Annotated in this window: 19 protein-coding genes; 11 read left to right on the forward strand and 8 right to left on the reverse strand. The window is 57.8% G+C overall.

The annotated features are described in order from the left end of the window. Positions 1-3: 3 nt before the first annotated feature. Positions 4-456, forward strand: coding sequence for a MarR family transcriptional regulator (locus Q1A75_RS02275; RefSeq protein ID WP_299548008.1), 453 nt, complete (start codon positions 4-6; stop codon positions 454-456). Here the strand turns inward: Q1A75_RS02275 and ubiG are convergent. Continuing rightward, entirely contained in the window at positions 443-1,189 is a 747-nt protein-coding gene (gene ubiG, locus Q1A75_RS02280) for a bifunctional 2-polyprenyl-6-hydroxyphenol methylase/3-demethylubiquinol 3-O-methyltransferase UbiG (protein ID WP_299548011.1), read from the reverse strand. The genes Q1A75_RS02275 and ubiG overlap by 14 nt on opposite strands. Before the next feature lie 49 nt (positions 1,190-1,238). On the opposite strand from ubiG, the gene pip reads away from it, so the two are divergent. The 6 genes from pip to infB all read left to right on the forward strand — a co-directional run bounded on the left by pip (position 1,239) and on the right by infB (position 8,439). Beyond that, a complete protein-coding gene (gene pip / locus Q1A75_RS02285; RefSeq protein ID WP_299548014.1) occupies positions 1,239-2,210 on the forward strand; it encodes a prolyl aminopeptidase in 972 nt (323 codons plus the stop codon). Then, positions 2,207-2,977: an ABC transporter substrate-binding protein gene (locus tag Q1A75_RS02290; protein WP_299548016.1), complete on the forward strand. Its 771-nt coding sequence runs from the start codon at positions 2,207-2,209 to the stop codon at positions 2,975-2,977. The genes pip and Q1A75_RS02290 overlap by 4 nt, the downstream gene beginning before the upstream one ends. Positions 2,978-3,102: 125 nt before the next feature. Further along, positions 3,103-3,696, forward strand: a complete 594-nt coding sequence (rimP, locus tag Q1A75_RS02295) for a ribosome maturation factor RimP (RefSeq protein ID WP_299203203.1) — start codon at positions 3,103-3,105, stop codon at positions 3,694-3,696. After that, entirely contained in the window at positions 3,696-5,315 is a 1,620-nt protein-coding gene (gene nusA, locus Q1A75_RS02300; RefSeq protein WP_299548019.1) for a transcription termination factor NusA, read from the forward strand. The genes rimP and nusA overlap by 1 nt, the downstream gene beginning before the upstream one ends. 22 nt (positions 5,316-5,337) lie before the next feature. Continuing rightward, positions 5,338-5,958: an RNA-binding protein gene (locus Q1A75_RS02305; protein ID WP_299548022.1), complete on the forward strand. Its 621-nt coding sequence runs from the start codon at positions 5,338-5,340 to the stop codon at positions 5,956-5,958. A 9-nt stretch (positions 5,959-5,967) separates the two neighbouring features. After that, on the forward strand, positions 5,968-8,439 hold the full coding sequence (infB, locus tag Q1A75_RS02310) for a translation initiation factor IF-2 (protein WP_299548025.1): 2,472 nt from the start codon (positions 5,968-5,970) through the stop codon (positions 8,437-8,439). 70 nt (positions 8,440-8,509) lie between these two features. On the opposite strand, the gene Q1A75_RS02315 is transcribed toward infB, so the two are convergent. From Q1A75_RS02315 to Q1A75_RS02330, 4 genes are all read right to left on the reverse strand, one after another. Then, a complete protein-coding gene (locus Q1A75_RS02315) occupies positions 8,510-8,644 on the reverse strand; it encodes a hypothetical protein (RefSeq protein ID WP_299548029.1) in 135 nt (44 codons plus the stop codon). A 119-nt stretch (positions 8,645-8,763) separates the two neighbouring features. Continuing rightward, positions 8,764-9,162 (reverse strand): 8-oxo-dGTP diphosphatase MutT, encoded by a 399-nt coding sequence (gene mutT / locus Q1A75_RS02320; protein WP_299548032.1) that lies wholly within the window; start codon positions 9,160-9,162, stop codon positions 8,764-8,766. Beyond that, positions 9,159-10,385, reverse strand: coding sequence for a bifunctional glutamate N-acetyltransferase/amino-acid acetyltransferase ArgJ (gene argJ / locus Q1A75_RS02325; RefSeq protein ID WP_299548035.1), 1,227 nt, complete (start codon positions 10,383-10,385; stop codon positions 9,159-9,161). Before argJ ends, mutT begins: the two co-directional genes overlap by 4 nt. Positions 10,386-10,388: 3 nt before the next feature. Then, complete coding sequence (locus tag Q1A75_RS02330) at positions 10,389-11,228, reverse strand: peptidylprolyl isomerase (RefSeq protein ID WP_299548038.1); 840 nt, start codon at positions 11,226-11,228, stop codon at positions 10,389-10,391. Positions 11,229-11,405: 177 nt separating this feature from the next. Between Q1A75_RS02330 and secA the strand changes: the two genes are divergently transcribed. From secA to Q1A75_RS02345, 3 genes are all read left to right on the forward strand, one after another. Beyond that, positions 11,406-14,105 (forward strand): preprotein translocase subunit SecA, encoded by a 2,700-nt coding sequence (gene secA / locus Q1A75_RS02335; RefSeq protein WP_299548041.1) that lies wholly within the window; start codon positions 11,406-11,408, stop codon positions 14,103-14,105. Positions 14,106-14,213: 108 nt separating this feature from the next. Then, positions 14,214-15,224, forward strand: a complete 1,011-nt coding sequence (locus tag Q1A75_RS02340) for a hypothetical protein (RefSeq protein WP_299548044.1) — start codon at positions 14,214-14,216, stop codon at positions 15,222-15,224. 21 nt (positions 15,225-15,245) lie between these two features. Further along, positions 15,246-16,799, forward strand: a complete 1,554-nt coding sequence (locus Q1A75_RS02345; RefSeq protein WP_299548047.1) for a substrate-binding domain-containing protein — start codon at positions 15,246-15,248, stop codon at positions 16,797-16,799. Here Q1A75_RS02345 and radC read toward each other — a convergent pair. The 3 genes from radC to dnaK all read right to left on the reverse strand — a co-directional run bounded on the left by radC (position 16,796) and on the right by dnaK (position 20,852). After that, positions 16,796-17,545, reverse strand: a complete 750-nt coding sequence (radC, locus tag Q1A75_RS02350; RefSeq protein ID WP_299548050.1) for a DNA repair protein RadC — start codon at positions 17,543-17,545, stop codon at positions 16,796-16,798. The genes Q1A75_RS02345 and radC overlap by 4 nt on opposite strands. Before the next feature lie 163 nt (positions 17,546-17,708). Then, a complete protein-coding gene (gene dnaJ, locus Q1A75_RS02355; protein WP_299548053.1) occupies positions 17,709-18,863 on the reverse strand; it encodes a molecular chaperone DnaJ in 1,155 nt (384 codons plus the stop codon). Between the two features lie 78 nt (positions 18,864-18,941). Further along, on the reverse strand, positions 18,942-20,852 hold the full coding sequence (gene dnaK / locus Q1A75_RS02360) for a molecular chaperone DnaK (protein ID WP_299548056.1): 1,911 nt from the start codon (positions 20,850-20,852) through the stop codon (positions 18,942-18,944). 191 nt (positions 20,853-21,043) lie between these two features. Here dnaK and Q1A75_RS02365 point away from each other — a divergent pair, with 191 nt between their 5' ends. Next, the gene (locus Q1A75_RS02365; RefSeq protein WP_299548059.1) at positions 21,044-21,652 is read left to right on the forward strand and encodes an alpha-ketoglutarate-dependent dioxygenase AlkB; all 609 of its coding nucleotides are present in this window, start codon (positions 21,044-21,046) and stop codon (positions 21,650-21,652) included. Positions 21,653-21,685 lie beyond the last annotated feature (33 nt).

Consider the following 21,685-nt stretch of genomic DNA (forward strand, 5'->3'; position numbering starts at 1 on the left):
CGCATGAGCACGGAAAAAAACGCACTTGCCATTTCGCTGTTCAGCGAGGTGTTGGCGGCGGACCAGATGGTCCGTAACCGCCTAAGCCGCGTGTTGCCCAAGGGGATGGAGATTTCCCATTTTTCTGTTCTGAACCACCTGACTTGGCATGAAGGCGAACGCAGTCCTGCCCAACTGGCCGAGACATTCAATGTCACCCGGGGGGCTATGACCAACACCCTCAGCCGTCTGGAATGGTCAGGGTACATCCATATTCGTCCAGATTGGGATGATGCCCGGCGCAAGATGATTGCCATCAGTCCCGCAGGGCGCCGCGCGCGTGATCAGGCGCTTAGCGCAATTGCCCCCATGGTGGGTGAGGTCATCGACAAGCTGGGTGAGGACAGCGTGCGCGCCACGCTGCCCATTCTGCGGCAGCTGCGCGAGCAGATGTCCAACAAACCTAAGTCGGATTAAGGCTAGCCGTGACGTAGTTCACGCTCAGATCTGTGTCCGACAGCCTCCAACCCCATGTAAGGGGATTGAAGATGAAGCCCTTGCGGTCCACCGGATCAAGACCCGCGTCACGCATCAGATCAAAGAGTTCGTCCGGGGTGATGAACTTGTTCCATTCATGTGTGCCCTTGGGCAGCCACCGCATGACGTGTTCGGCCCCGATGATGGCCATGAGGTAGGATTTGGGATTCCGATTGATGGTCGAGCAGATGTGCAGCCCGCCCGGCTTCAACAGCTGACGGCAGGCGGTCAGGTAGCTGAGCGGGTCCGCTACATGTTCGACAACCTCCATATTCAGAACAGCGTCGAACTGTTCTCCGGCGGCGGCCATGTCTTCGGCCGTGGTGTGGCGGTAGTCGATGTTCAGGCCCGATTGTTCGGCGTGCACTTGCGCCACAGGGATGTTCCGTTCGGCGGCATCCGCGCCCACAACCTCAGCCCCCAAACGTGCCATGGGTTCTGACAGCAGCCCGCCGCCGCAGCCAATATCCAGAATCCGCAAACCCTCGAACGCTTTTTGGCTGGTCAGGTCCCGATCAAACTCTGCAGCGATCTGCGTCGTGATATAGTCCAACCGGCACGGGTTCAGCATATGCAGTGGTTTGAATTTTCCATTTGGATCCCACCATTCCGCTGCCATCGCTTCAAATTTTGCGATTTCCGATGGGTCAACGGTGGTTTGATGCGTTTGCATTTGCGTCTCCGTATGCTCATGTGGCTCTCAAGCCCTATGTAGGTCAGTAATGGACAAACACAGCGATCAAAAGCGTGCGGTGCAATATCTGTACCCGCCCATGGACCCTTACGACCAACGGATGCTTGAGGTCGGGCAAGGGCACCGTATCTATGTCGAACAATGCGGCAACCCGGACGGTGTGCCTGTCGTGGTCCTGCATGGCGGTCCGGGCGGTGGGTGCAGCCCAGCGATGCGGCGATATTTCGACCCCGAGCACTACCGTGTCATTCTGTTTGATCAGCGTGGTTGCGGCCGGTCCCGTCCGCATGCGTCGGTTATGAACAACACGACCTGGCATCTGGTCGATGATATCGAACTGATTCGCAAAACACTGGATATAGATGCATGGATCGTCTTTGGCGGGAGCTGGGGTGCGACGCTTGCCCTGATCTATGCCGAGGCATACCCCGCGCGCGTCCGTAACCTAATTCTGCGCGGCGTGTTCCTGATGACGCAGGCCGAGTTAGATTGGTTTTACGGCGGCGGGGCCGGCAAGTTCTGGCCCGAGGTCTGGGCCCGCTTCGAGGGGCTGATCCCCGAAGACGAACGAGGTGATCTGATCGGGGCCTATCACCGGCGGCTGTTTTCGGGGGATGTCGCGCTGGAAACGCGCTATGCCCGTGCGTGGTCCGCATGGGAGAACGTGCTGGCGTCGATCCATTCGTCCGGATCCGGAGGCGAAGCGCCCGGGGACTATGCGCGTGCGTTTGCCCGGCTCGAGAATCACTATTTCACCAACGCAGGCTTTCTTGAATTCGATGGTCAGATCCTCGCCCATGTAGGGCGGATCAAGCACATTCCCGGTACGATCGTTCAGGGTCGCTATGACATGATTTGTCCACCCGACAGTGCCTACGCTTTGGCGCAGGCCTGGCCACTGGGCGAGTTGAAAATGGTTCGAAATGCGGGTCATGCCTTGTCTGAGCCGGGGATTTCGGCTGAACTGGTGCGCACCATGGACAGGATTGCAGGAAAATGACCCGGATCGACCGCCGTGCGCTCTTTGCATCAGGTGCTGCTGCAGCTTTGCTGGCAGCAACCGGTGCGTCTGCGCTGCCCCGGCGGGGTGGGCGGTTGCGGGCGGCCTTGTCGCCGGAATTGTTCGATCAGGCCGTCACGGCGACCTTGTTCGACAACCTGACCGAGGTTGCAGCCGATGGGACCCTGCGCGGTGAGTTGGCGACAGACTGGTCGTCTGATGCAGATGCCCGCGTTTGGCGGTTCGGCCTGCGTGACGGTGTAACATTCCACGATGGCACTGCCTTTGATGCGGCCGCCGTGTCGGGTTTGATCTGGAATATTGAGGTGTTGGACCCGCTGACCCTTCAGATTACTTTGGATGCGCCCAACCCGAGCCTGCCCTATCTGCTGGCGCAGCCGGGGTTCGAGGTGCGCGGTGCCACGGGAACTGGAATGTACGAAGTCCAGAAACTTGATGAGGGCCGCCACTTCATTGGCACTCGGGTGAGAAACCACTGGAAGCAGAACGCAGGTTGGTTCGACAGCGTGGAGTTTGTTCAATTCAGCGCTGACAAGGTGCGCGGCGAAGCGCTGCGGGATGGGCTGGTCGATGTGGCGGACGTGGTTGTTTTGGATGACTATGCAGACCCCCGTGATTTCCAGATATTGCCCAATGCACATGTCGCGACACACATCGCCAGTCGGTCGGTCACGGTGCCCGTCGCGGTTGGAAAATCCTGGCCGCTGGACAACCTGCGCATGGCCGAGCGGTGGTGGATGTCCTGAGGGGCTTGCAGACTCACCCCCTCATGCGTATATGCCTTTCAACAGCGGCGCGCTGGGGTCCAAACCCGACGCTCCACCGGGAAACATCAACGGGCCGCGCGCCCGTTTTTTTGTGCTTGGACACTATGACCAACGACCTGATCGCCAAAGCAGCTATCGACCGCAGATTGGCCGAGATCATCACTCCGGTGATCGAGGATCTGGGTTATGAATTGGTGCGCATTCGGCTGATGAGCGGCAAGGAAACGACGTTGCAGATCATGGCCGACAAGCCCGATGGCGGTATTGAGGTCGACGATTGCGGTGCGATCTCTACAGCGGTCAGCGCGACACTGGATGTCGAGGATCCGATTTTGGACGCCTACACGCTCGAAGTATCGTCGCCCGGCATCGATCGCCCGCTGACACGGCTCAAGGACTTCGACATGTTCGAAGGCTACGACGCGAAACTGGAAACAGACGAGCTGATCGACGGACGCCGCCGCTTCAAGGGTGTGCTGGCAGGTGTCGAGGATGACGAGGTGCTGATCAACGTCCCGGGTGGCGGGAACGGCGAAGAGATCACCATCGGCCTCAAGTTCGATTGGCTGAGCGATGCCAAGCTGGTCCTGACGGATGAGCTGATCAAGGAAATGCTGCGCCAGCGCAAAGCTGCGGGCGTGTTGAACGAAGACAATTTTGACGAGATTCAGACCGAAGGGTCAGAGGAGGAAAGCTGATGGCCATTACATCTGCAAACCAGCTTGAGCTGCTGCAAACCGCAGAAGCTGTTGCGCGCGAAAAGATGATCGACCCAGGTTTGGTGGTCGAGGCGATGGAAGAATCGCTCGCCCGTGCCGCCAAGTCCCGCTACGGCGCAGAAATGGACATTCGTGTGTCCATCGACCGCAAGACTGGCAAGGCGACCTTCACCCGCGTCCGCACCGTGGTCGAGGAAGAAGAGCTGGAAAACTACCAAGCCGAGTTCACCATCGACCAGGCGAAGCAATACATGGAAAACCCCGCCGTCGGTGATACCTTTGTCGAGGAAGTCCCCCCGGTCGAGATGGGCCGCATCGCCGCGCAATCTGCCAAGCAGGTGATCCTGCAAAAGGTGCGTGAAGCCGAGCGTGACCGTCAGTTCGAAGAATTCAAGGATCGTGCGGGCACCATCATCAACGCGCTGGTCAAGCGCGAGGAATACGGCAACGTCATCGTCGATGTGGGTGCCGGTGAAGCCATCCTGCGCCGCAACGAAAAGATCGGCCGCGAATCATACCGCCCCAATGATCGTATCCGCTGCTACATCAAGGATGTGCGCCGCGAGCAGCGCGGCCCGCAGATTTTCCTGAGCCGCACAGCGCCCGAGTTCATGGCCGAGCTGTTCAAGATGGAAGTGCCAGAGATTTATGACGGCATCATCGAGATCAAGGCCGTAGCCCGCGACCCCGGTTCGCGCGCGAAGATCGCTGTCATCTCCTATGACAACTCTATCGATCCTGTCGGTGCCTGCGTTGGTATGCGTGGTAGCCGTGTGCAGGCTGTTGTGAACGAGCTGCAGGGCGAAAAGATCGACATCATTCCGTGGAATGAGGATCAGCCCACCTTCCTTGTGAACGCGTTGCAACCTGCTGAGGTGAGCAAGGTCGTTCTGGACGAAGAGGCTGGCAAGATCGAAGTGGTTGTTCCCGAGGAACAATTGTCGCTGGCCATTGGCCGCCGTGGTCAGAACGTGCGTTTGGCCAGCCAGCTGACCAATCTTGACATCGACATCATGACCGAGGCCGAGGAATCGGCGCGTCGTCAGGCCGAGTTTGAACAGCGCACCAAGCTGTTCATGGACACGCTCGATCTGGATGAGTTCTTTGCACAGCTGTTGGTGTCTGAAGGGTTCACGAACCTTGAAGAGGTCGCTTACGTTGAGCTGGACGAACTGCTGGTCATCGATGGTGTGGACGATGGCACTGCAGAAGAACTGCAGGCCCGCGCACGTGACGTGTTGGAAGCGCAGGCCAAGGCAGCGTTGGACAATGCCCGGTCCATGGGCGCCGAGGACAGCCTTATTGAATTCGATGGGCTCACACCCCAAATGGTAGAGGCGCTCGCCAAGGACGACGTCAAAACTCTTGAAGATTTCGCGACATGCGCAGACTGGGAACTGGCCGGTGGCTGGACAACTGTCGATGGCGAACGTCATAAGGACGATGGTGTCTTGGAACCTTTCGAAGTGTCTTTGGAAGAGGCTCAGCAATTGGTCATGACAGCCCGTATTTTGCTGGGTTGGGTCGATCCCGCCGAACTGGAAGCCGAAGAAGCGGAAGAAGACGGCGAAGAAACAACCGAGGAGGCCGAGGCCTGATTTCAGGCCTCGGGTGAGCCTGATGGGTCGCGGTGGCGCCTCAAAGGATCGGTCGGATGGACCGGAGCGCAAGTGCATTGCCACGGGCGAGGTGCAACCCAAATATGGGTTGATCCGCTTTGTCGTGGGTCCCGATGCCCAGATTGTGCCGGACATTGCGGGCAAATTGCCCGGGCGTGGCATTTATGTTGCGGCGGATCGGGCGACACTTGAGAAGGCAGTGCAAAAGAAGCTGTTTGCGCGGGGGGCTAAGCAACCCGTGCAAGTGCCTGAAGATTTGGTGGATGAAGTTGAACGCCAATTGGCGCGGCGTGTTGTTGATTTGATTGCTTTGTCCCGGAAGTCGGGCAGCGCAGTGGCCGGGTACGAGAAGGTCAAGAACATGCTTCAGATAGAAGAAGCACTGGTTCTGATCCAGGCGTCGGATGGTTCGGGCCGTGGCAAGTCCAAGCTGAGTACGCCGCATTTCGGAACGTATATCGGCTGGCTGACGGCGGATGAGTTGGGTTTGGCATTCGGACGCCAAACTGTGATACATGGGGCGCTCGCCTCTGGTGGACTCACAAAACGTGTTGTAGAGGAAGCCAACCGTTTACGCGGCGTGCGCGAATATGACGGCGGCAAGGGCCGCCGGGAAGGATAGACGAGCTTTATGAGCGATACTGACGGGAAAAAGACACTGGGTCTGCGCAGCGGCGCGCGTCCGGGCAATGTGAAACAGAGTTTCAGCCACGGGCGGACCAAGAACGTCGTCGTCGAGACCAAACGCAAGCGCGTTGTGGTGCCCAAGCCGGGTGCCGCCAAGCCTGCTGGCGCCGGTGGTGGTGCTGGTGGTGACCCCAGCCGTCGCCCTGCCGGTATTTCGGATGCAGAGATGGATCGTCGTCTGAAGGCTGTGCAGGCCGCCAAGGCTCGCGAGGTAGAAGAAGCTGCCAAGCGTGAGGCCGAGGAAAAGGCCCGCGAGGCCGAACGCGAACGTCGCCGTGCCGAAGCAGAAGCCAAAGAGCAGGCTGAACGCGAGCGCGAGCAGGCCCTCAAGGCCAAGGAAGAAGAAGAAAAACGTAAGGTGGCTGAAGCCGCGGCTGCTGCTCAGGCTGCTGCCGCTGCCCCGGCCGAGACGCCGAAACCTGCGCAGCGCCAGGCTCAACCTGCTGCGACTCCGCGCAAGACGGATCGTGACCGTGATCAGCGCCCCAACAACAGGGGCCGTGGTGACGACGGTGGGCGCCGCTCGGGCAAACTGACCTTGAACCAGGCGCTGTCTGGTGATGGTGGTCGTCAGCGGTCCATGGCCGCAATGAAGCGCAAGCAAGAACGTGCCCGCCAGAAAGCCATGGGTGGTTCGGTTGAACGCGAAAAGGTCATGCGCACCGTCGCCTTGCCGGAAGCCATCGTTGTGTCTGAACTGGCCAATCGTATGGCCGAACGTGTGGGCGATGTCGTCAAGGCGCTGATGAACAATGGCATGATGGTCACCCAGAACCAGACTATTGACGCTGACACTGCCGAGCTGATCATCGAAGAGTTCGGCCACAAAGTTCAGCGCGTGTCCGATGCCGACGTTGAGGACGTGATCAAGGAGATTGAGGACAGCGACGAGGACCTGCAAGGCCGTCCGCCAGTCATCACCATCATGGGTCACGTGGACCACGGCAAAACCTCGCTTCTGGATGCGATCCGTGACGCCAAGGTTGTTGCTGGCGAAGCCGGTGGCATTACACAGCACATCGGTGCCTATCAGGTGAAAACCGATGGTGGTGCGGTACTGTCCTTCCTCGATACACCGGGCCACGCGGCCTTTACATCGATGCGGTCACGCGGTGCGCAGGTGACGGATATCGTGGTTCTGGTTGTTGCGGCGGACGACGCCGTGATGCCGCAGACCATTGAGGCGATCAACCACGCCAAGGCCGCCGAAGTGCCGATGATTGTGGCGATCAACAAGTGCGACAAGCCCGAGGCGAATCCGGACAAGGTCCGTACCGACCTTCTGCAACACGAAGTGATTGTCGAGAAAATGTCGGGTGAGGTTCAGGACGTCGAAGTGTCCGCAATCACCGGCAAGGGTCTGGACGAACTGCTGGAAGCCATCGCGCTTCAGGCCGAGATCTTGGAACTGAAAGCCAACCCTGATCGTGCCGCCCAAGGTGCCGTGATTGAGGCGCAACTTGATGTGGGCCGCGGCCCAGTCGCCACCGTTTTGGTTCAGACCGGGACACTGCGTCAGGGTGATATCTTTGTTGTGGGTGAGCAGTACGGTAAAGTCCGTGCCTTGATCAATGACCAAGGTGAGCGCGTAAAAGAGGCGGGTCCGTCGGTGCCTGTCGAGGTGCTTGGCTTGAACGGTACACCCGAAGCGGGCGACGTTCTGAACGTGACCGAGACTGAAGCGCAGGCGCGTGAGATCGCCGAGTATCGCGAAAAAGCGGCCAAAGACAAACGTGCGGCCGCTGGCGCGGCAACGACACTCGAACAGCTTATGGCAAATGCCAAGGCGGATGAGAATGTCAGCGAACTGCCAATTTTGGTCAAAGCGGATGTGCAGGGGTCTGCCGAGGCCATCGTTCAGGCGATGGAAAAGATCGGCAACGACGAGGTGCGCGTGCGCGTGCTGCACTCGGGTGTTGGCGCCATCACAGAAACCGACGTTGGTTTGGCCGAAGCGTCTGGTGCACCGATCATGGGCTTCAACGTGCGTGCAAACGCATCGGCCAGGAACACGGCAAACCAGAAGGGCGTCGAAATTCGCTACTACTCGGTCATCTATGACCTTGTGGACGATGTGAAGGCTGCCGCTTCCGGCCTGCTGAGTGCAGAGATCCGCGAGAACTTCATCGGCTATGCCGAGATCAAGGAAGTGTTCAAGGTATCTGGCGTCGGCAAGGTTGCGGGCTGTCTGGTCACCGAAGGCGTGGCGCGTCGGTCTGCTGGTGTCCGTCTGCTGCGCGACAACGTGGTGATCCACGAAGGTACGCTGAAAACGCTGAAACGCTTCAAGGATGAAGTGGCTGAGGTTCAGTCGGGTCAGGAATGCGGTATGGTATTCGAGAATTACGACGATATCCGCCCGCAAGACGTGATCGAGATCTTCGAACGGGAAGAGATTACGCGGACGCTCGACTAAGCAATTCGCTTTTCAAGCAAGAAAAAGGGGACGGTGTTTTGCACCGTCCCCTTTTTTTCAGATCGTCGCGTTAAGCAGCTTGCGAAACCGGAGTGCCGGAGTAATGAGCCCCGTCAACTCTGACAGTCACCCGCCCATCCGGAAGGGTTCTGACATAGATCCCCTGGATAAGAATGGCGCTGCCCATGGCAATCGTGCGTAGCATGACTTTCCTCCCCAAAAAGAAAGTTGTGCTTCAACTATAAGTACGAAGGTTAATATGTCATCAACAATGTCACGAAAACGTCACTTTCTTTAGCAGTTTCGGAACATTTTTACGGGTTTTTACAACCAATCCCGTAGAATGGGGATTAATGGCAGGTCTGCTGCGGGCATCGGATAATCTCGCAAGTCCCTTGGACGGACCCATTTCAGTGCTTGTCCTTCACGCGATTGGGGTGCGCCGTCCCACTTCCGGCAGGCAAAAAGTGGCATCAATAGATGGAAATCGTCGTAGCTGTGACTGGCGAAAGTGAGGGGCGCCAGGCAGGACTGCCAGGTGTCAATTCCCAGCTCTTCTTGCAATTCGCGGATCAGGGCAGCTTCGGGCGTCTCTCCGGGTTCGACCTTGCCGCCCGGAAACTCCCACAACCCTGCCATCGATTTTCCCTCAGGGCGCTGGGCCAGCAGCACGCGCCCATCCACGTCAATAAGCGCAACTGCGGAAACAAGAACCGTCTTCACGATCGGTAGTCCGCGTTGATGTCTATGTAACCATGTGTCAAATCGCAGGTCCAAACCGTGGCTTTTCCTGCGCCCATGCCGCAATCGATACGGATACGGATGTGGTCGCCCTTCATATGTTCCGCTGCTTCTTCCTCTTGGTATGTTGGGCTGACCCACCCGTCTTCCGCCACCAGCGTGTCACCAAACCAGATCGACAGCGTGTCCCGATCCGCGGGCGCGCCAGACTTGCCAACAGCCATCACGACCCGGCCCCAATTAGGATCCTCGCCTGCGATGGCGGTTTTGACGAGCGGTGAATTGGCAATGGATAGGCCGTGGGTCCGGGCCACACCATCGTCTGTGCATCCAGTCACTTCAATTTCCACGAACTTTGTTGCCCCCTCGCCGTCACGGACAACCTGGTGCGCCAGATCCAGCATCACGGCATAAAGGGCGTCTGCAAAGTCCGCATTGCCGGTCACATCCGCACCGCTTGCGCCGGTAGCTGCAACGAGTAGGCTGTCTGAGGTCGAGGTGTCGCTATCCACCGTGACACAGTTGAAGGTCCGATCACAGGTGGTGCCAACCAAGCCTTGCAAATCCTCCTGCGTGATCTGCGCATCCGTAAAGATATAGACCAGCATTGTCGCCATATCGGGGGCGATCATGCCGCTTCCCTTGGCTATGCCTGCAATGTTCACGGCCTTTCCACCAACCTTGACCGTTTGCGTGGCACCCTTTGCATAGGTGTCTGTCGTCATTATGGCAGCGGCAGCGTCGACGATCGTACCGGGTGATTGATTTGCAACCAGATCGGACAGATGTGCCGTGATCCTGTCATGGGGCAGCAGCTCACCAATGACCCCGGTGGACGCGGTAAAGACGCGGTTTGCCGGAACATCCGCCGCCTTGGCTGTCGCATCAACCAAAGCGTTTACAGCGTCCGTCCCATTTCTGCCGGTAAATGCATTTGCGTTCCCCGCATTCACCAGAATGGCCGCACCCGCGGTACTGGGTTGCCCAAGCTTTGTCTGGCAGTCCAAAACCGGGGCCGCCCGCGTTGCTGATTTTGTAAAAACCCCGGCTACCTTGGTGCCCGGAGCGCATATCGCAAGCATCACGTCGAGCCGTCCGGCATAGCGCACACCTGCAGCTGCGGCTGCAAATGTCACTCCGTCAATCGCCGGCAGGTCAGGAAAACGGTCGGGTGCCAGCGGCGACCGCGGCAGTGCCCCAGCCATGTATTATTCCACCAGCGTCAGGTCAGACAGAACGGAAGGATCAACCTCGGCCGCACCCGATTGATCGATCTGCGCACCGGAAATCAATTCGGCCACATAGGTTTCAACGGTGGTGCCGCGTACTTCCTCTGTCAGCTCCTCGCGGACGTCATCCAGAGTAGGCGCATCGGGGGTGCGGGTTTCATTCAGAATAATCACGTGCCAGCCAAACTGTGTTTGCACAGGATCCGATACCTCGCCCACTTCCAGCGCGATAACTGCAGCCTCAAAGCTTGGCACCATAGCGCCGCTGCCAAACCAGCCCAATTCACCACCATTTGGACCTGATGGACCAGTTGATTTGTCGCGGGCAGTCGCGGCAAAGTCGGCACCGCCTTCGATCTCCGCCTTGATGGCCTTGGCCTCTTCCTCGGTTTCCACGAGGATGTGCGAGGCGTTGTACTCTTCTTGTGGTTTTACGCCTTCGTACTTGGCGTCATAGGCGGACTGGATCGCCTGGTCGGTCAGTCGTTCTTGAAACAGGCTTTCCAACTCTTCTCCGGCAGTCAGGGACCGTGTTTCATTCTCGATCTGAAGTTCGGTGCGCTTCGGCAGCTCGCCATCGAATGCCTGTGACAGAAGGGTCTGGTTGATCAGCTGTTCCAGGATACCGTTGAACAGCACGTCGTTGGGCAATTGTTGGAATTGCTGTGGCAAAGATGCGCGTGCCACGATCATGTGACCGACAGTGATATCTGTGCCGTTGACAGTTGCGACAACCGTGTCTGCATCCTGTGCGGCAGCTGGCAACGCCATGGCGGCGACCAGACCAAGCGCGGGCAGGGAAAAGAAACGTTTTTTCATGGAACAGTCCTTGGGCTTTGGCGCCTCACCGGAGGCGCGCATTGACACGGTTTCGCGTGACCCTTACATCGCCCTATGGACGCGGCCCGGGCCGGTTTTCGCCCACCGTATTTATGGGCTTGGCGCGCGCCCGGCAAGCAATTGCTGCGCAACATGAATTGATCGGCTGGAGAACGCATGCTCGGTTTCGGAACTCTCACCAAGAAGGTGTTTGGCACACCCAATGATCGCAAGGTCAAGGGAGCGCGTCCGCTGGTCGAAAAGATCAATGCGCTGGAGCCTGAATTCGAGGCGCTGAGCGACGAAGGGCTGAAGGACAAGACCCAAGTGTTGGCCGAACGGGCCATGGGGGGCGAGGATCTGGATGACCTTTTGTCTGAAGCCTTTGCAAACTGTCGAGAAGCCGCGAAGCGCACGCTTGGCTTGCGTGCATATGACACCCAGCTGCTGGGCGCCATCTTTTTGCATCAGGGCAACATTGCCGAGCAGAAGACGGGTGAGGGCAAAACTCTGACCGCGACCTTTTCAACTTATCTGAATGCGCTGACAGGCAAGGGCGTGCACGTTGTGACCGTGAATGATTATCTTGTGCAACGTGACGCCGAATGGATGGGCAAGGTATTCTCCGCTCTTGGGCTGACCACTGGCGTCGCCATTGCTGGCATGGACGAGGACGCCAAGCGCGCCGCATATGCCTGTGATGTGACCTATGCCACCAACAATGAGCTTGGGTTCGACTATCTGCGCGATAATATGAAGCCCACGATCGAGGACATGGTCCAGCGCGGCCACAACTATGCCATCGTGGATGAGGTCGACAGTATCCTGATTGACGAGGCGCGGACTCCCTTGATCATTTCCGGCCCACTGGCCGACCGGTCCGAGATGTATGTGACCATCGACGGGATCATTCCGATGATCGAGGAAGATCACTTTACCCTCGATGAGAAGCAGAAGAACGTGACCTTCACCGACGAAGGCAACGAGTTCCTGGAAGAGCAACTCCGTGCTCGCGGCCTGATCGAACCTGAGGCATCGCTCTATGATCCGGAAAGCACGTCAATTGTGCACCACGTCAACCAGGGCCTACGCGCGCACAAGCTGTTCCAGAAGGACAAAGACTACATCGTGCGCAATGGCGATGTCGTTCTGATCGACGAATTCACAGGCCGCATGATGGCGGGTCGCCGCTTGTCCGATGGTTTGCACCAAGCTATCGAGGCCAAGGAAGGCGTGCAGATCCAGCCCGAGAACCAGACGCTCGCATCCGTGACCTTTCAGAACTATTTCCGTCTTTATAACAAGCTGGCGGGCATGACAGGCACGGCTGCCACCGAAGCAGAAGAGTTTGGTACGATCTATGGCCTTGGTGTGGTAGAAGTCCCAACCAACAGGCCCATCGCCCGTGTCGACGAAGACGATCAGGTTTTTCGTACCGGGCAGGAAAAATACAATGCCATGATCAATGAGATCAAGGCGGCCCATGAAAAAGGTCAGCCTGTTCTGGTTGGCACCACGTCTATCGACAAGTCCGAGATGTTCTCAGAAGCACTGAAGGCACAGAGCATTGCGCACAACGTTCTGAATGCGCGCCAGCACGAGCAAGAAGCGCAGATTATCGCGGACGCAGGCAAGTTGGGCGCTGTGACCATCGCGACCAACATGGCGGGCCGCGGCACCGACATTCAGCTGGGCGGCAATGTCGAGATGAAAGTGTTGGAAGCCATCACCGCCGATCCCGAGGCTGATCCTGAAGAGATGCGCAAGCGGATCGAAGCCGAGCACGAAGACGAAAAGCAGAAGGTACTCGCTGCTGGCGGCCTTTTTGTTCTGGCGTCCGAGCGCCACGAAAGCCGTCGCATCGACAACCAGCTGCGCGGCCGATCTGGCCGTCAGGGTGACCCTGGCCGTACCTCGTTCTACCTAAGCCTCGAAGATGACTTGATGCGTATCTTTGGGTCCGACCGTCTGGACAAGGTGCTCAAGACCCTTGGCATGGAAGAAGGCGAGGCAATTGTGCACCCTTGGGTGAACAAGTCGCTTGAACGCGCCCAGGCCAAGGTCGAAGGACGCAACTTCGATATCCGCAAGCAGCTGCTCAAATTCGATGACGTGATGAATGACCAGCGCCGGGTGATCTTTTCCCAGCGTCGCGAGATCATGGAAGCCGAGGATCTGTCGGAAATTACATCGGACATGCGCGATGAGGTTATCGACGACCTGATCGATGAGCACATGCCCGCCAAAAGCTATGCAGATCAGTGGGACACCGAAGGCCTTTACGCTGCTGTGATCGAAAACCTCGGAATTGACGTGCCCGTCATGGCTTGGTGCGAAGAAGAGGGCGTGGATGATGAGCAGATCCGAGAACGGCTGATCGAAGCGAGCGACAAGATGCTGGCGGAGAAGGCCGAAGCTTTCGGCGAAGAGAACATGCGCAGCATCGAAAAGCAGCTTATCCTGCAAGCCATTGATGGGAAATGGCGGGAGCATCTGTTGACGCTGGAACATTTGCGGTCGGTTGTCGGATTCCGCGGCTATGCGCAACGTGACCCGCTGAATGAGTACAAGAACGAGTCGTTCCAACTTTTCGAAACGATGCTTGAGAGCCTGCGCACCGAGGTGACGAACAAGTTGTCCCGCATTCGTCCCCTGACGGATCAAGAACGTGAAGAGATGCTGGCCCAAATGACGGCCCAGCAGCAGCAAGTTCAAGACGCCGCAGAGACCAACGCACCGCCCGCCCCAACGGCTGAAGCGGTTGAAAACGGCTTTGACGAGAACGATCAAAGCACGTGGGGCAATCCGGGTCGCAATGAACAGTGCCCGTGCGGTTCCGGCAAGAAGTTCAAGCATTGTCACGGCGCGCTGGTCTGATCCCAGCCGCCGCATTCCTGCCTCAAAGACTCCCAACACCGGTCACAACCTGGCCGCGTTGCTATGCGACTCCGATCCTGAACCAATCCGTGGGAAGGGAATGGGACAATGCGACGTGTAAAAGAGATCGCGACCGGAGTCGCGACATTGTCGATTGCAATAGGTATCGGCTTTGTCATGCAAAGCAGCGAGTCTGCAAAGGAGCGATATGGCGCAGCCGCGCGGCCAGCAACGCTGTCTGCGGTCACTGAGGCGGACGAACCGCTGAGTGGAAACGCCAGCGCTGACATTCTGCTCGAGGTGCAAGAGATCGAATTGACTTCGGCCAGTGACGCCGAGTCGATGCCTGTTCCGCGAACGGACAGCAACGTGCAACGTGTTTCAGTCCCCGTGACAGCGGAACTGCCTGAAGACGCGGATAACCTGCCATTGGCAGACGGGTGCCAGATTTCAGCAAATGCCGAAGTTGTATCGGCTGCCATGGTTACGCTGACCTTGGCTGCGCCATGTGCTATCAATGAACGACTGACAGTGCACCACAACGGCATGATGTTCACCGAAACAACTGATGCAGCGGGCGAGTTGACAGTCACGGTTCCGGCGTTGATGGAACAAGCGGTGTTCATTCTGGCTTTGACAAATGGTGACGGTGCCGTTGCTCAAGCGACCGTGCCGGACCTCACCCAATACGAACGTACAACGGTGCAATGGCGCGGGCGCGCCGGTTTCAAATTGCACGCACGTGAGTTTGGTGCGGAGTATGGACAGGACGGGCACATTTGGTCGGGCGTTGACCAGAATGCCGATGGTATGACCCAAGGTGAAAACGGATACATCATCCGTTTGGGTGATAGCCGATCGGTAGAGCCGTTGATGGCCGAGGTTTATACCTATCCTTCAGGGAAGTCGGCCAGATCCGGTACAATCAATTTGAGCGTTGAGGCCGAAGTGACCATGGCTAACTGTGGACTTGAGGTTGAAGCGCAATCGCTGGAAATGATGGCGGGCGGAAAGATAAAAACCCAAGATTTGACCTTGGCCGTGCCCGGTTGTGACGCAGTTGGCAGTTTTCTGGTGTTGAACAATTTGGTTTCAGACCTGAAAGTCGCCAGCAACTGACCGCAGCGACAAGGGCTTATCATGGCTTGGATACGTGCGGCGATTTTCGCCGCACTTTCTTTTTGGGGAACCATTCTTATTGCGCAGGACGTCACGCTGACTTCACCGGATGGACAGGTGGAACTTAGCGGGACGCTTCTGGGGTTTGATGGTGAATTCTACCGCATCGAAACTGTCTACGGTGAGCTGACTGTGGATGGGTCTGGCGTGCTGTGTGATGGACCTGCTTGCCCCAACCTGCAGGACTTTGTAGCCGAGATCAGCGTGTCCGGATCGTCGACCATGGGCGCGGTCCTGATGCCTGCGCTGATCGAAGGGTTCGCCCTGCGCAACAACTACCAGGCGGAGCGGGAAGAAGTAGATTCCCGTAATTTCGTTTACCAACTGGCGGATATAGAAACCGGCAAACCCGTCGCCCGTTTCTTTTTCCACGTGTCCACCACTGATGAAGGGTTTGCCGATCTCCTTGCCAACGACGCAGATATCGTTATGGCGTTACGCGAGATACGGGCCGACGAAAGACAGCGCGCGCGTGATGCGGGCATGGGGGATATGACCCAAGCCAATCGCAGTCGCGTGCTGGCGCTGGATGCCATGGTGCCCATTGTTGCACCATCGAACCCGGTCGACCGTGTTTCACCTCAGGATCTGGCGGCTGTGTTTGCCGGAGGTATCACGAACTGGTCCGATCTGGGCGGCGCGGATGCGCCAATTTCTCTGCACTTGCCGGATGCACGGACGGGTCTTGGCCAATCGGTTGAGGATGATGTGATGGGTCCCGCACGCGCTGCCTTTGCTGATGGGATAATACGTCATGATCGTGGCTTGGACGTGGTGGACGCTGTTCTGAACGACCCTTTTGCTATTGGCATCGCGAGCTATGCTGATACTGGCGATGCACGCGCCCTTACACTGACCGGGACCTGTGGGTTCTCACTTTCGGCGGGCCGCGAGACGATCAAGACCGAGGATTATCCACTCACCGCACCGATGTTTCTGTATCTGCCTGCAAGACGGTTGCCCAAGATTGGGCGGGAGTTTCTCGCATTTACACGTGGGCCCTCGGCGCAAGTTGTCATTCGGCGGGCCGGATTCGTGGACCAAGCCCCTGAAGAGGTTTCGATCAACGATCAGGGCTATCGCTTTGCCAACGCTGTAACGTCCGCTGGCCCGGAGATATCGCTTGAGGAGCTACAGCGCATGACGCGTACGTTCTATGGCATGTCACGCCTGACGACTTCTTTCCGGTTCGAGGCAGGGTCGGTGCGTTTGGACGCGCAGTCGCGGTCAAATGTTCAACAACTGGCGCGGGCGATGGAGCAGGGCAAGTACGACGCGCGGCAGGTTTTACTGGTTGGGTTCAGCGATGGGGATGGTCCTGCTACAGCCAATCGGGATATCGCCCTCCGGCGTGCCGATGCAGTGCGGCGCGCCGTAGTAGCGGCGGCAGAGACGGCAAATTTTGAGCGGATCCAACTGGTTGTGGACGCCTTTGGAGAGGCGCTTCCAATGGCGTGTGATGACAGTGCTTGGGGCCGCAAAGCCAACCGGCGTGTCGAAGTGTGGGTGCGTTAGAGGTACCCTTCGGACTTGAAGCTCAGTTCGCGACTTTTGCCCACGATCAGATGGTCATGCAGGGTGATACCGAGGGCGGAACAGGCCATTTCCATCTTGGTGGTCATGTCGATATCTGACTGGCTTGGGGTCGGGTCACCTGATGGGTGGTTGTGGACCAGGATCAGGGCGGATGCGTTCAGCTCCAGCGCCCGTTTGGCCACTTCACGCGGATAGACCGGAACGTGATCGACGGTGCCCTTGGCCTGCTCTTCGTCCGCGATCAGAACATTCTTGCGGTCCAGATAAAGCACGCGGAACTGTTCCGTCTCGCGATGGGCCATGGTGGTGTGGCAATAGTCAAGCAGTGCGTCCCAGCTGGTGATCACTTGCGTGTTCATTATTTTGGCCCGCGCCAAGCGCTGTGCAGCGGCCTCCACGATCTTCAATTCGCAGATGACGGCGTCACCCACGCCCTTGAAAGCGCGCAGCCGTTCAACCGGGGCAGTCACCACGCGGTTGAAGTCACCAAATTCAGCCATCAACGCATGGGCAAGCGGTTTGACATCCTGCCGGGGAATGGCACGAAACAGAACAAGTTCCAGCATCTCGTAATCAGGCAGGGCAATGGCACCCCCGTTCATGAACCGTGCGCGCAAGCGTTTGCGATGATCCGCCATGTAGGATGGGGTGCGTCCCTTGGGAAGTGGGATGGGTGTGGCCTCATCCAGATCGAAAGGTAGGGGCTGTTCTGCGAAATGCGACATGTCGCCAGAGTGCCGTAACTTAGGTTAGCGAAGGATTAACCAAGGCTCAGAAGTTGAAGAAGCGGGTCTGGCGTGGATCTTGATCCGCCACGCAGATTTGTCTGCTGCTGTACACCGGGGATTAAATGCGTAAGGCGGAGTTAACTCCGCCTTACCTACGGCGTTAGCCTTTCATCGAGTCCCAGAAGGATTTGACCGACGAAAAGAAGCTGGAGGATTCCGGGTTGTTTTCCTCGGAAAGTTCTTCAAATTCGCGCAGCAGTTCCTTTTGTCTGGTGGTCAAATTCACGGGCGTTTCGACCGCCAGTTCAATGAACATGTCACCTGCCGCTCCACCACGCAGGGCCGGCATGCCTTTACTCCGCAGACGCATTTGGCGGCCCGACTGAGAACCCGCCGGGATTTGCACCCGTCCGCGTCCGCCGTCGATGGTTGGGACTTCGATTGACCCACCCAAGGCGGCAGTGCCCATGCTGACCGGCACGCGGCAGAACAGGTTTGTTCCATCGCGTTCAAACAGCTTGTGGTCGGCCACATCAATGAAGATGTAGAGGTCGCCTGACGGTCCGCCACGCATACCAGCCTCACCTTCGCCAGCGAGACGGATGCGCGTACCCGTTTCAACGCCTGCGGGGATGTTTACCGAAAGCGCGCGGTCTTTTTCGACCCGACCCGCACCCGAGCAGACCTTGCAGGGATCCTTGATGATCTGGCCAAGACCGGAACATGTAGGGCAGGTACGCTCGACGGTAAAGAAACCTTGCTGCGCGCGCACCTTGCCCATGCCAGAGCAAGTTGGGCAGGTGGTGGGCTCTGATCCGCCTTCGGCCCCGGTGCCAGAACAGTTGTCGCATTGCACGGATGTGGGCACGTTTATGGTTTTCTGCATCCCCGCAAATGCGTCTTCCAACGATACACGCAAATTATAGCGCAGGTCAGAGCCGCGCGCTGCGCGTTGGCGTCCACCACCGCCGCGTTGGCCTCCCATGAAATCGCCGAACAGGTCATCGAATACGTCCGAAAAGGCAGAGCCAAAGTCTCCTTGGCCGCCAAAGCCGCCTCCGGGACGTCCGCCACCACCACCCATGCCTCCTTCGAAGGCGGCATGGCCAAACCTGTCATAGGCTGCTTTCTTGTCGGCATCCTTCAGCACATCGTAGGCTTCGTTCGCCTCTTTGAACTGCGCCTCCGCGTTTGGATTGTCGGAGTTGCGGTCCGGGTGCAGTTCCTTGGCTTTCTTGCGATAGCCTTTCTTAATCTCGTCGGCGGATGCGCCTTTAGAGACGCCAAGCACCTCGTAATAGTCACGTTTTGCCATGGATTATGTCCTTTGCTGGAACGTCTGAGGCCGGCCCAGTGTGGCCGGCCTCGTGATTGGTTCCTCTGAGGCCCAAAATCAGGCGCGTTTGTCGTCGTCGAGATCTTCGAATTCGGCGTCGACGATGTCATCCTCGTCCGCGCGCGGTTCATCTGCCGCCTGCGGTTCGTCTTCACCGTCTTCCTGCGCCGATTTGTAGATCGCTTCGCCCAGCTTCATGGCCGCTTCGGTCACGTTCTGGATGCCCGATTTGATCTTGTCGGCGTTTTCGGTTTCGATCTCGTCCTTGAGCGCGACAATTGCCAGCTCGATCGCTTCGACCGTGGTCGGGTCGACCTTGTCCGAATGCTCTTCCAGCGACTTTTCGGTCGAGTGGATGAGGCTTTCGGCCTGGTTTTTTGCTTCGATCAGTTCGCGGCGTTCCTTGTCCGCCTCGGCATTGTCCTCGGCGTCCTTGACCATCTGTTCGATGTCAGCGTCCGACAAACCACCCGATGCCTGGATCGTGATCTGCTGTTCCTTGCCGGTACCCTTATCCTTGGCGCCGACCGACACGATACCATTGGCGTCGATATCGAAGGTCACCTCGATCTGAGGCATCCCGCGCGGGGCAGGTGGAATGTTTTCGAGGTTGAAGTTACCCAGGATCTTGTTGTCCGACGCCATTTCGCGTTCACCTTGGAAAACCCGTATGGTGACAGCGTTCTGGTTGTCTTCTGCAGTTGAGAAGATTTGCGATTTCTTCGTTGGGATCGTGGTGTTGCGATCGATCAGGCGCGTGAATACACCACCCAATGTTTCGATCCCCATCGACAACGGGGTCACGTCGAGAAGTACGACATCTTTGACGTCGCCTTGCAGAACACCGGCCTGAATGGCAGCGCCCATGGCAACCACTTCGTCAGGGTTCACACCCTTGTGGGGTTCCTTGCCAAAGAACTTGGTCACTTCTTCGATCACCTTGGGCATGCGGGTCATACCGCCGACCAGAACAACCTCGTCAATGTCCGAAGCCGACAGACCCGCGTCTTTCAACGCTGCGGCACAGGGCTTCATCGACGCCTTGATAAGGTCACCCACCAGGCTTTCCAGCTTGGCGCGCGTCAGCTTCATTACCATGTGCAGCGGCTGACCGTTCGATCCCATCGAGATGAAGGGCTGGTTGATTTCGGTTTGGCTGGAGGAGGACAGTTCAATCTTGGCCTTCTCTGCCGCTTCCTTCAGGCGTTGCAGCGCCATCTTGTCAGCGGTCAGGTCGACCGAGTGCTCTTTTTTGAATTCGCCCGCCAGGTAGTTGACGATCCGCATGTCAAAATCTTCACCACCTAGGAACGTGTCGCCGTTGGTGGATTTCACTTCGAACAGGCCATCGTCGATTTCCAAGATGGTCACGTCGAACGTACCACCACCAAGGTCATAAACCGCGATGGTTTGCGAGTTTTCCTTGTCGAGGCCATAGGCCAGCGCGGCAGCTGTCGGTTCGTTGATGATCCGCAGCACTTCGAGGCCGGCAATCTTGCCTGCGTCCTTGGTCGCTTGGCGTTGTGCATCGTTGAAATAGGCAGGAACGGTGATGACCGCTTGGGTCACGTCTTCGCCAAGGTAGCTTTCGGCCGTCTCTTTCATCTTTCCCAAGATGAATGCAGAGATCTGGCTGGGCGAATACTTTTCGCCGCGTGCTTCGACCCACGCGTCGCCATTGCCGCCATCGATCACGGCGAAGGGCAGGTTTTTCTTGTCCTTGGCCAAATCCGCGTCGTCGTTGCGACGGCCAATCAGGCGCTTGACGCCAAAGATGGTGTTGTCGGGGTTGGTGACGGCCTGACGCTTGGCCGGTTGGCCAACGAGCCGTTCGCTTTCGGTGAAAGCGACGATGGACGGTGTGGTTCGTGCACCTTCCGCATTTTCAATCACCCGGGGTTGGCTGCCATCCATGATGGCGATGCAGCTGTTTGTAGTCCCAAGGTCAATACCGATGACTTTAGCCATGTTTTCGATCCCTCATATCAGTTCAAGGCGATGACACGAGGCGGCGACCCGTTTCGGCATCGACGCCACGCATAGAATTGCGCACGATTTCGTGCGCGCTGCGGCGTATATAAGGAGGGTGAATAGACGCTGCAACCATTGTAACGGGCCTCAAAACAGCAAAATTGCACATAACTGAAGGGGAGTGGGCAATGCGCGTCACTGTACGGGGATTTGATATTTACAAGGCGTATCTGGATCCGGAGCAGCAGGCGGGGTTGGTTGCCGATATCCGACAGGTTGCTGAAGCGGCGCCCATGTTCTCTCCCGAGACACCCTATGGCAAACCAATGTCCGTACGCATGACCTCGGCCGGGGCGCTGGGATGGTACGCGGATCGCTCTGGCTACCGCTATGCAGACAAACATCCAAGCGGGGTGGACTGGCCTCCGATTCCTGATGCTGTGTTGCGCCTTTGGCATGATTTGACCGGGCTGGAAAAGGCCCCGGATTGCTGCCTGATCAACTACTATGGGGAAGGCGCGCGCATGGGGATGCATCAGGATAGGGACGAGGCGGATTTCAAGTGGCCTGTCTTGTCGGTATCATTGGGCGATGCGGGGTTGTTCCGCATCGGCAACACGACGCGCGGTGGCAAGACAGAATCGCTTTGGCTTGAAAGTGGGGATGTGATGATCATGGGGGGCGACGCCCGCCTGACATATCACGGTTTGGACCGGATCCGCCTTGGATCGTCCTCGTTGTTGCCGTATGGCGGTCGACTAAATCTCACCTGTCGGGTTGCTCGCGGAATTTTGTAAAAGTTTGATAACACGTCATTGAACTATGTAGTT

Source organism: uncultured Tateyamaria sp. (assembly GCF_947504105.1).
Taxonomy (GTDB): domain Bacteria; phylum Pseudomonadota; class Alphaproteobacteria; order Rhodobacterales; family Rhodobacteraceae; genus Tateyamaria.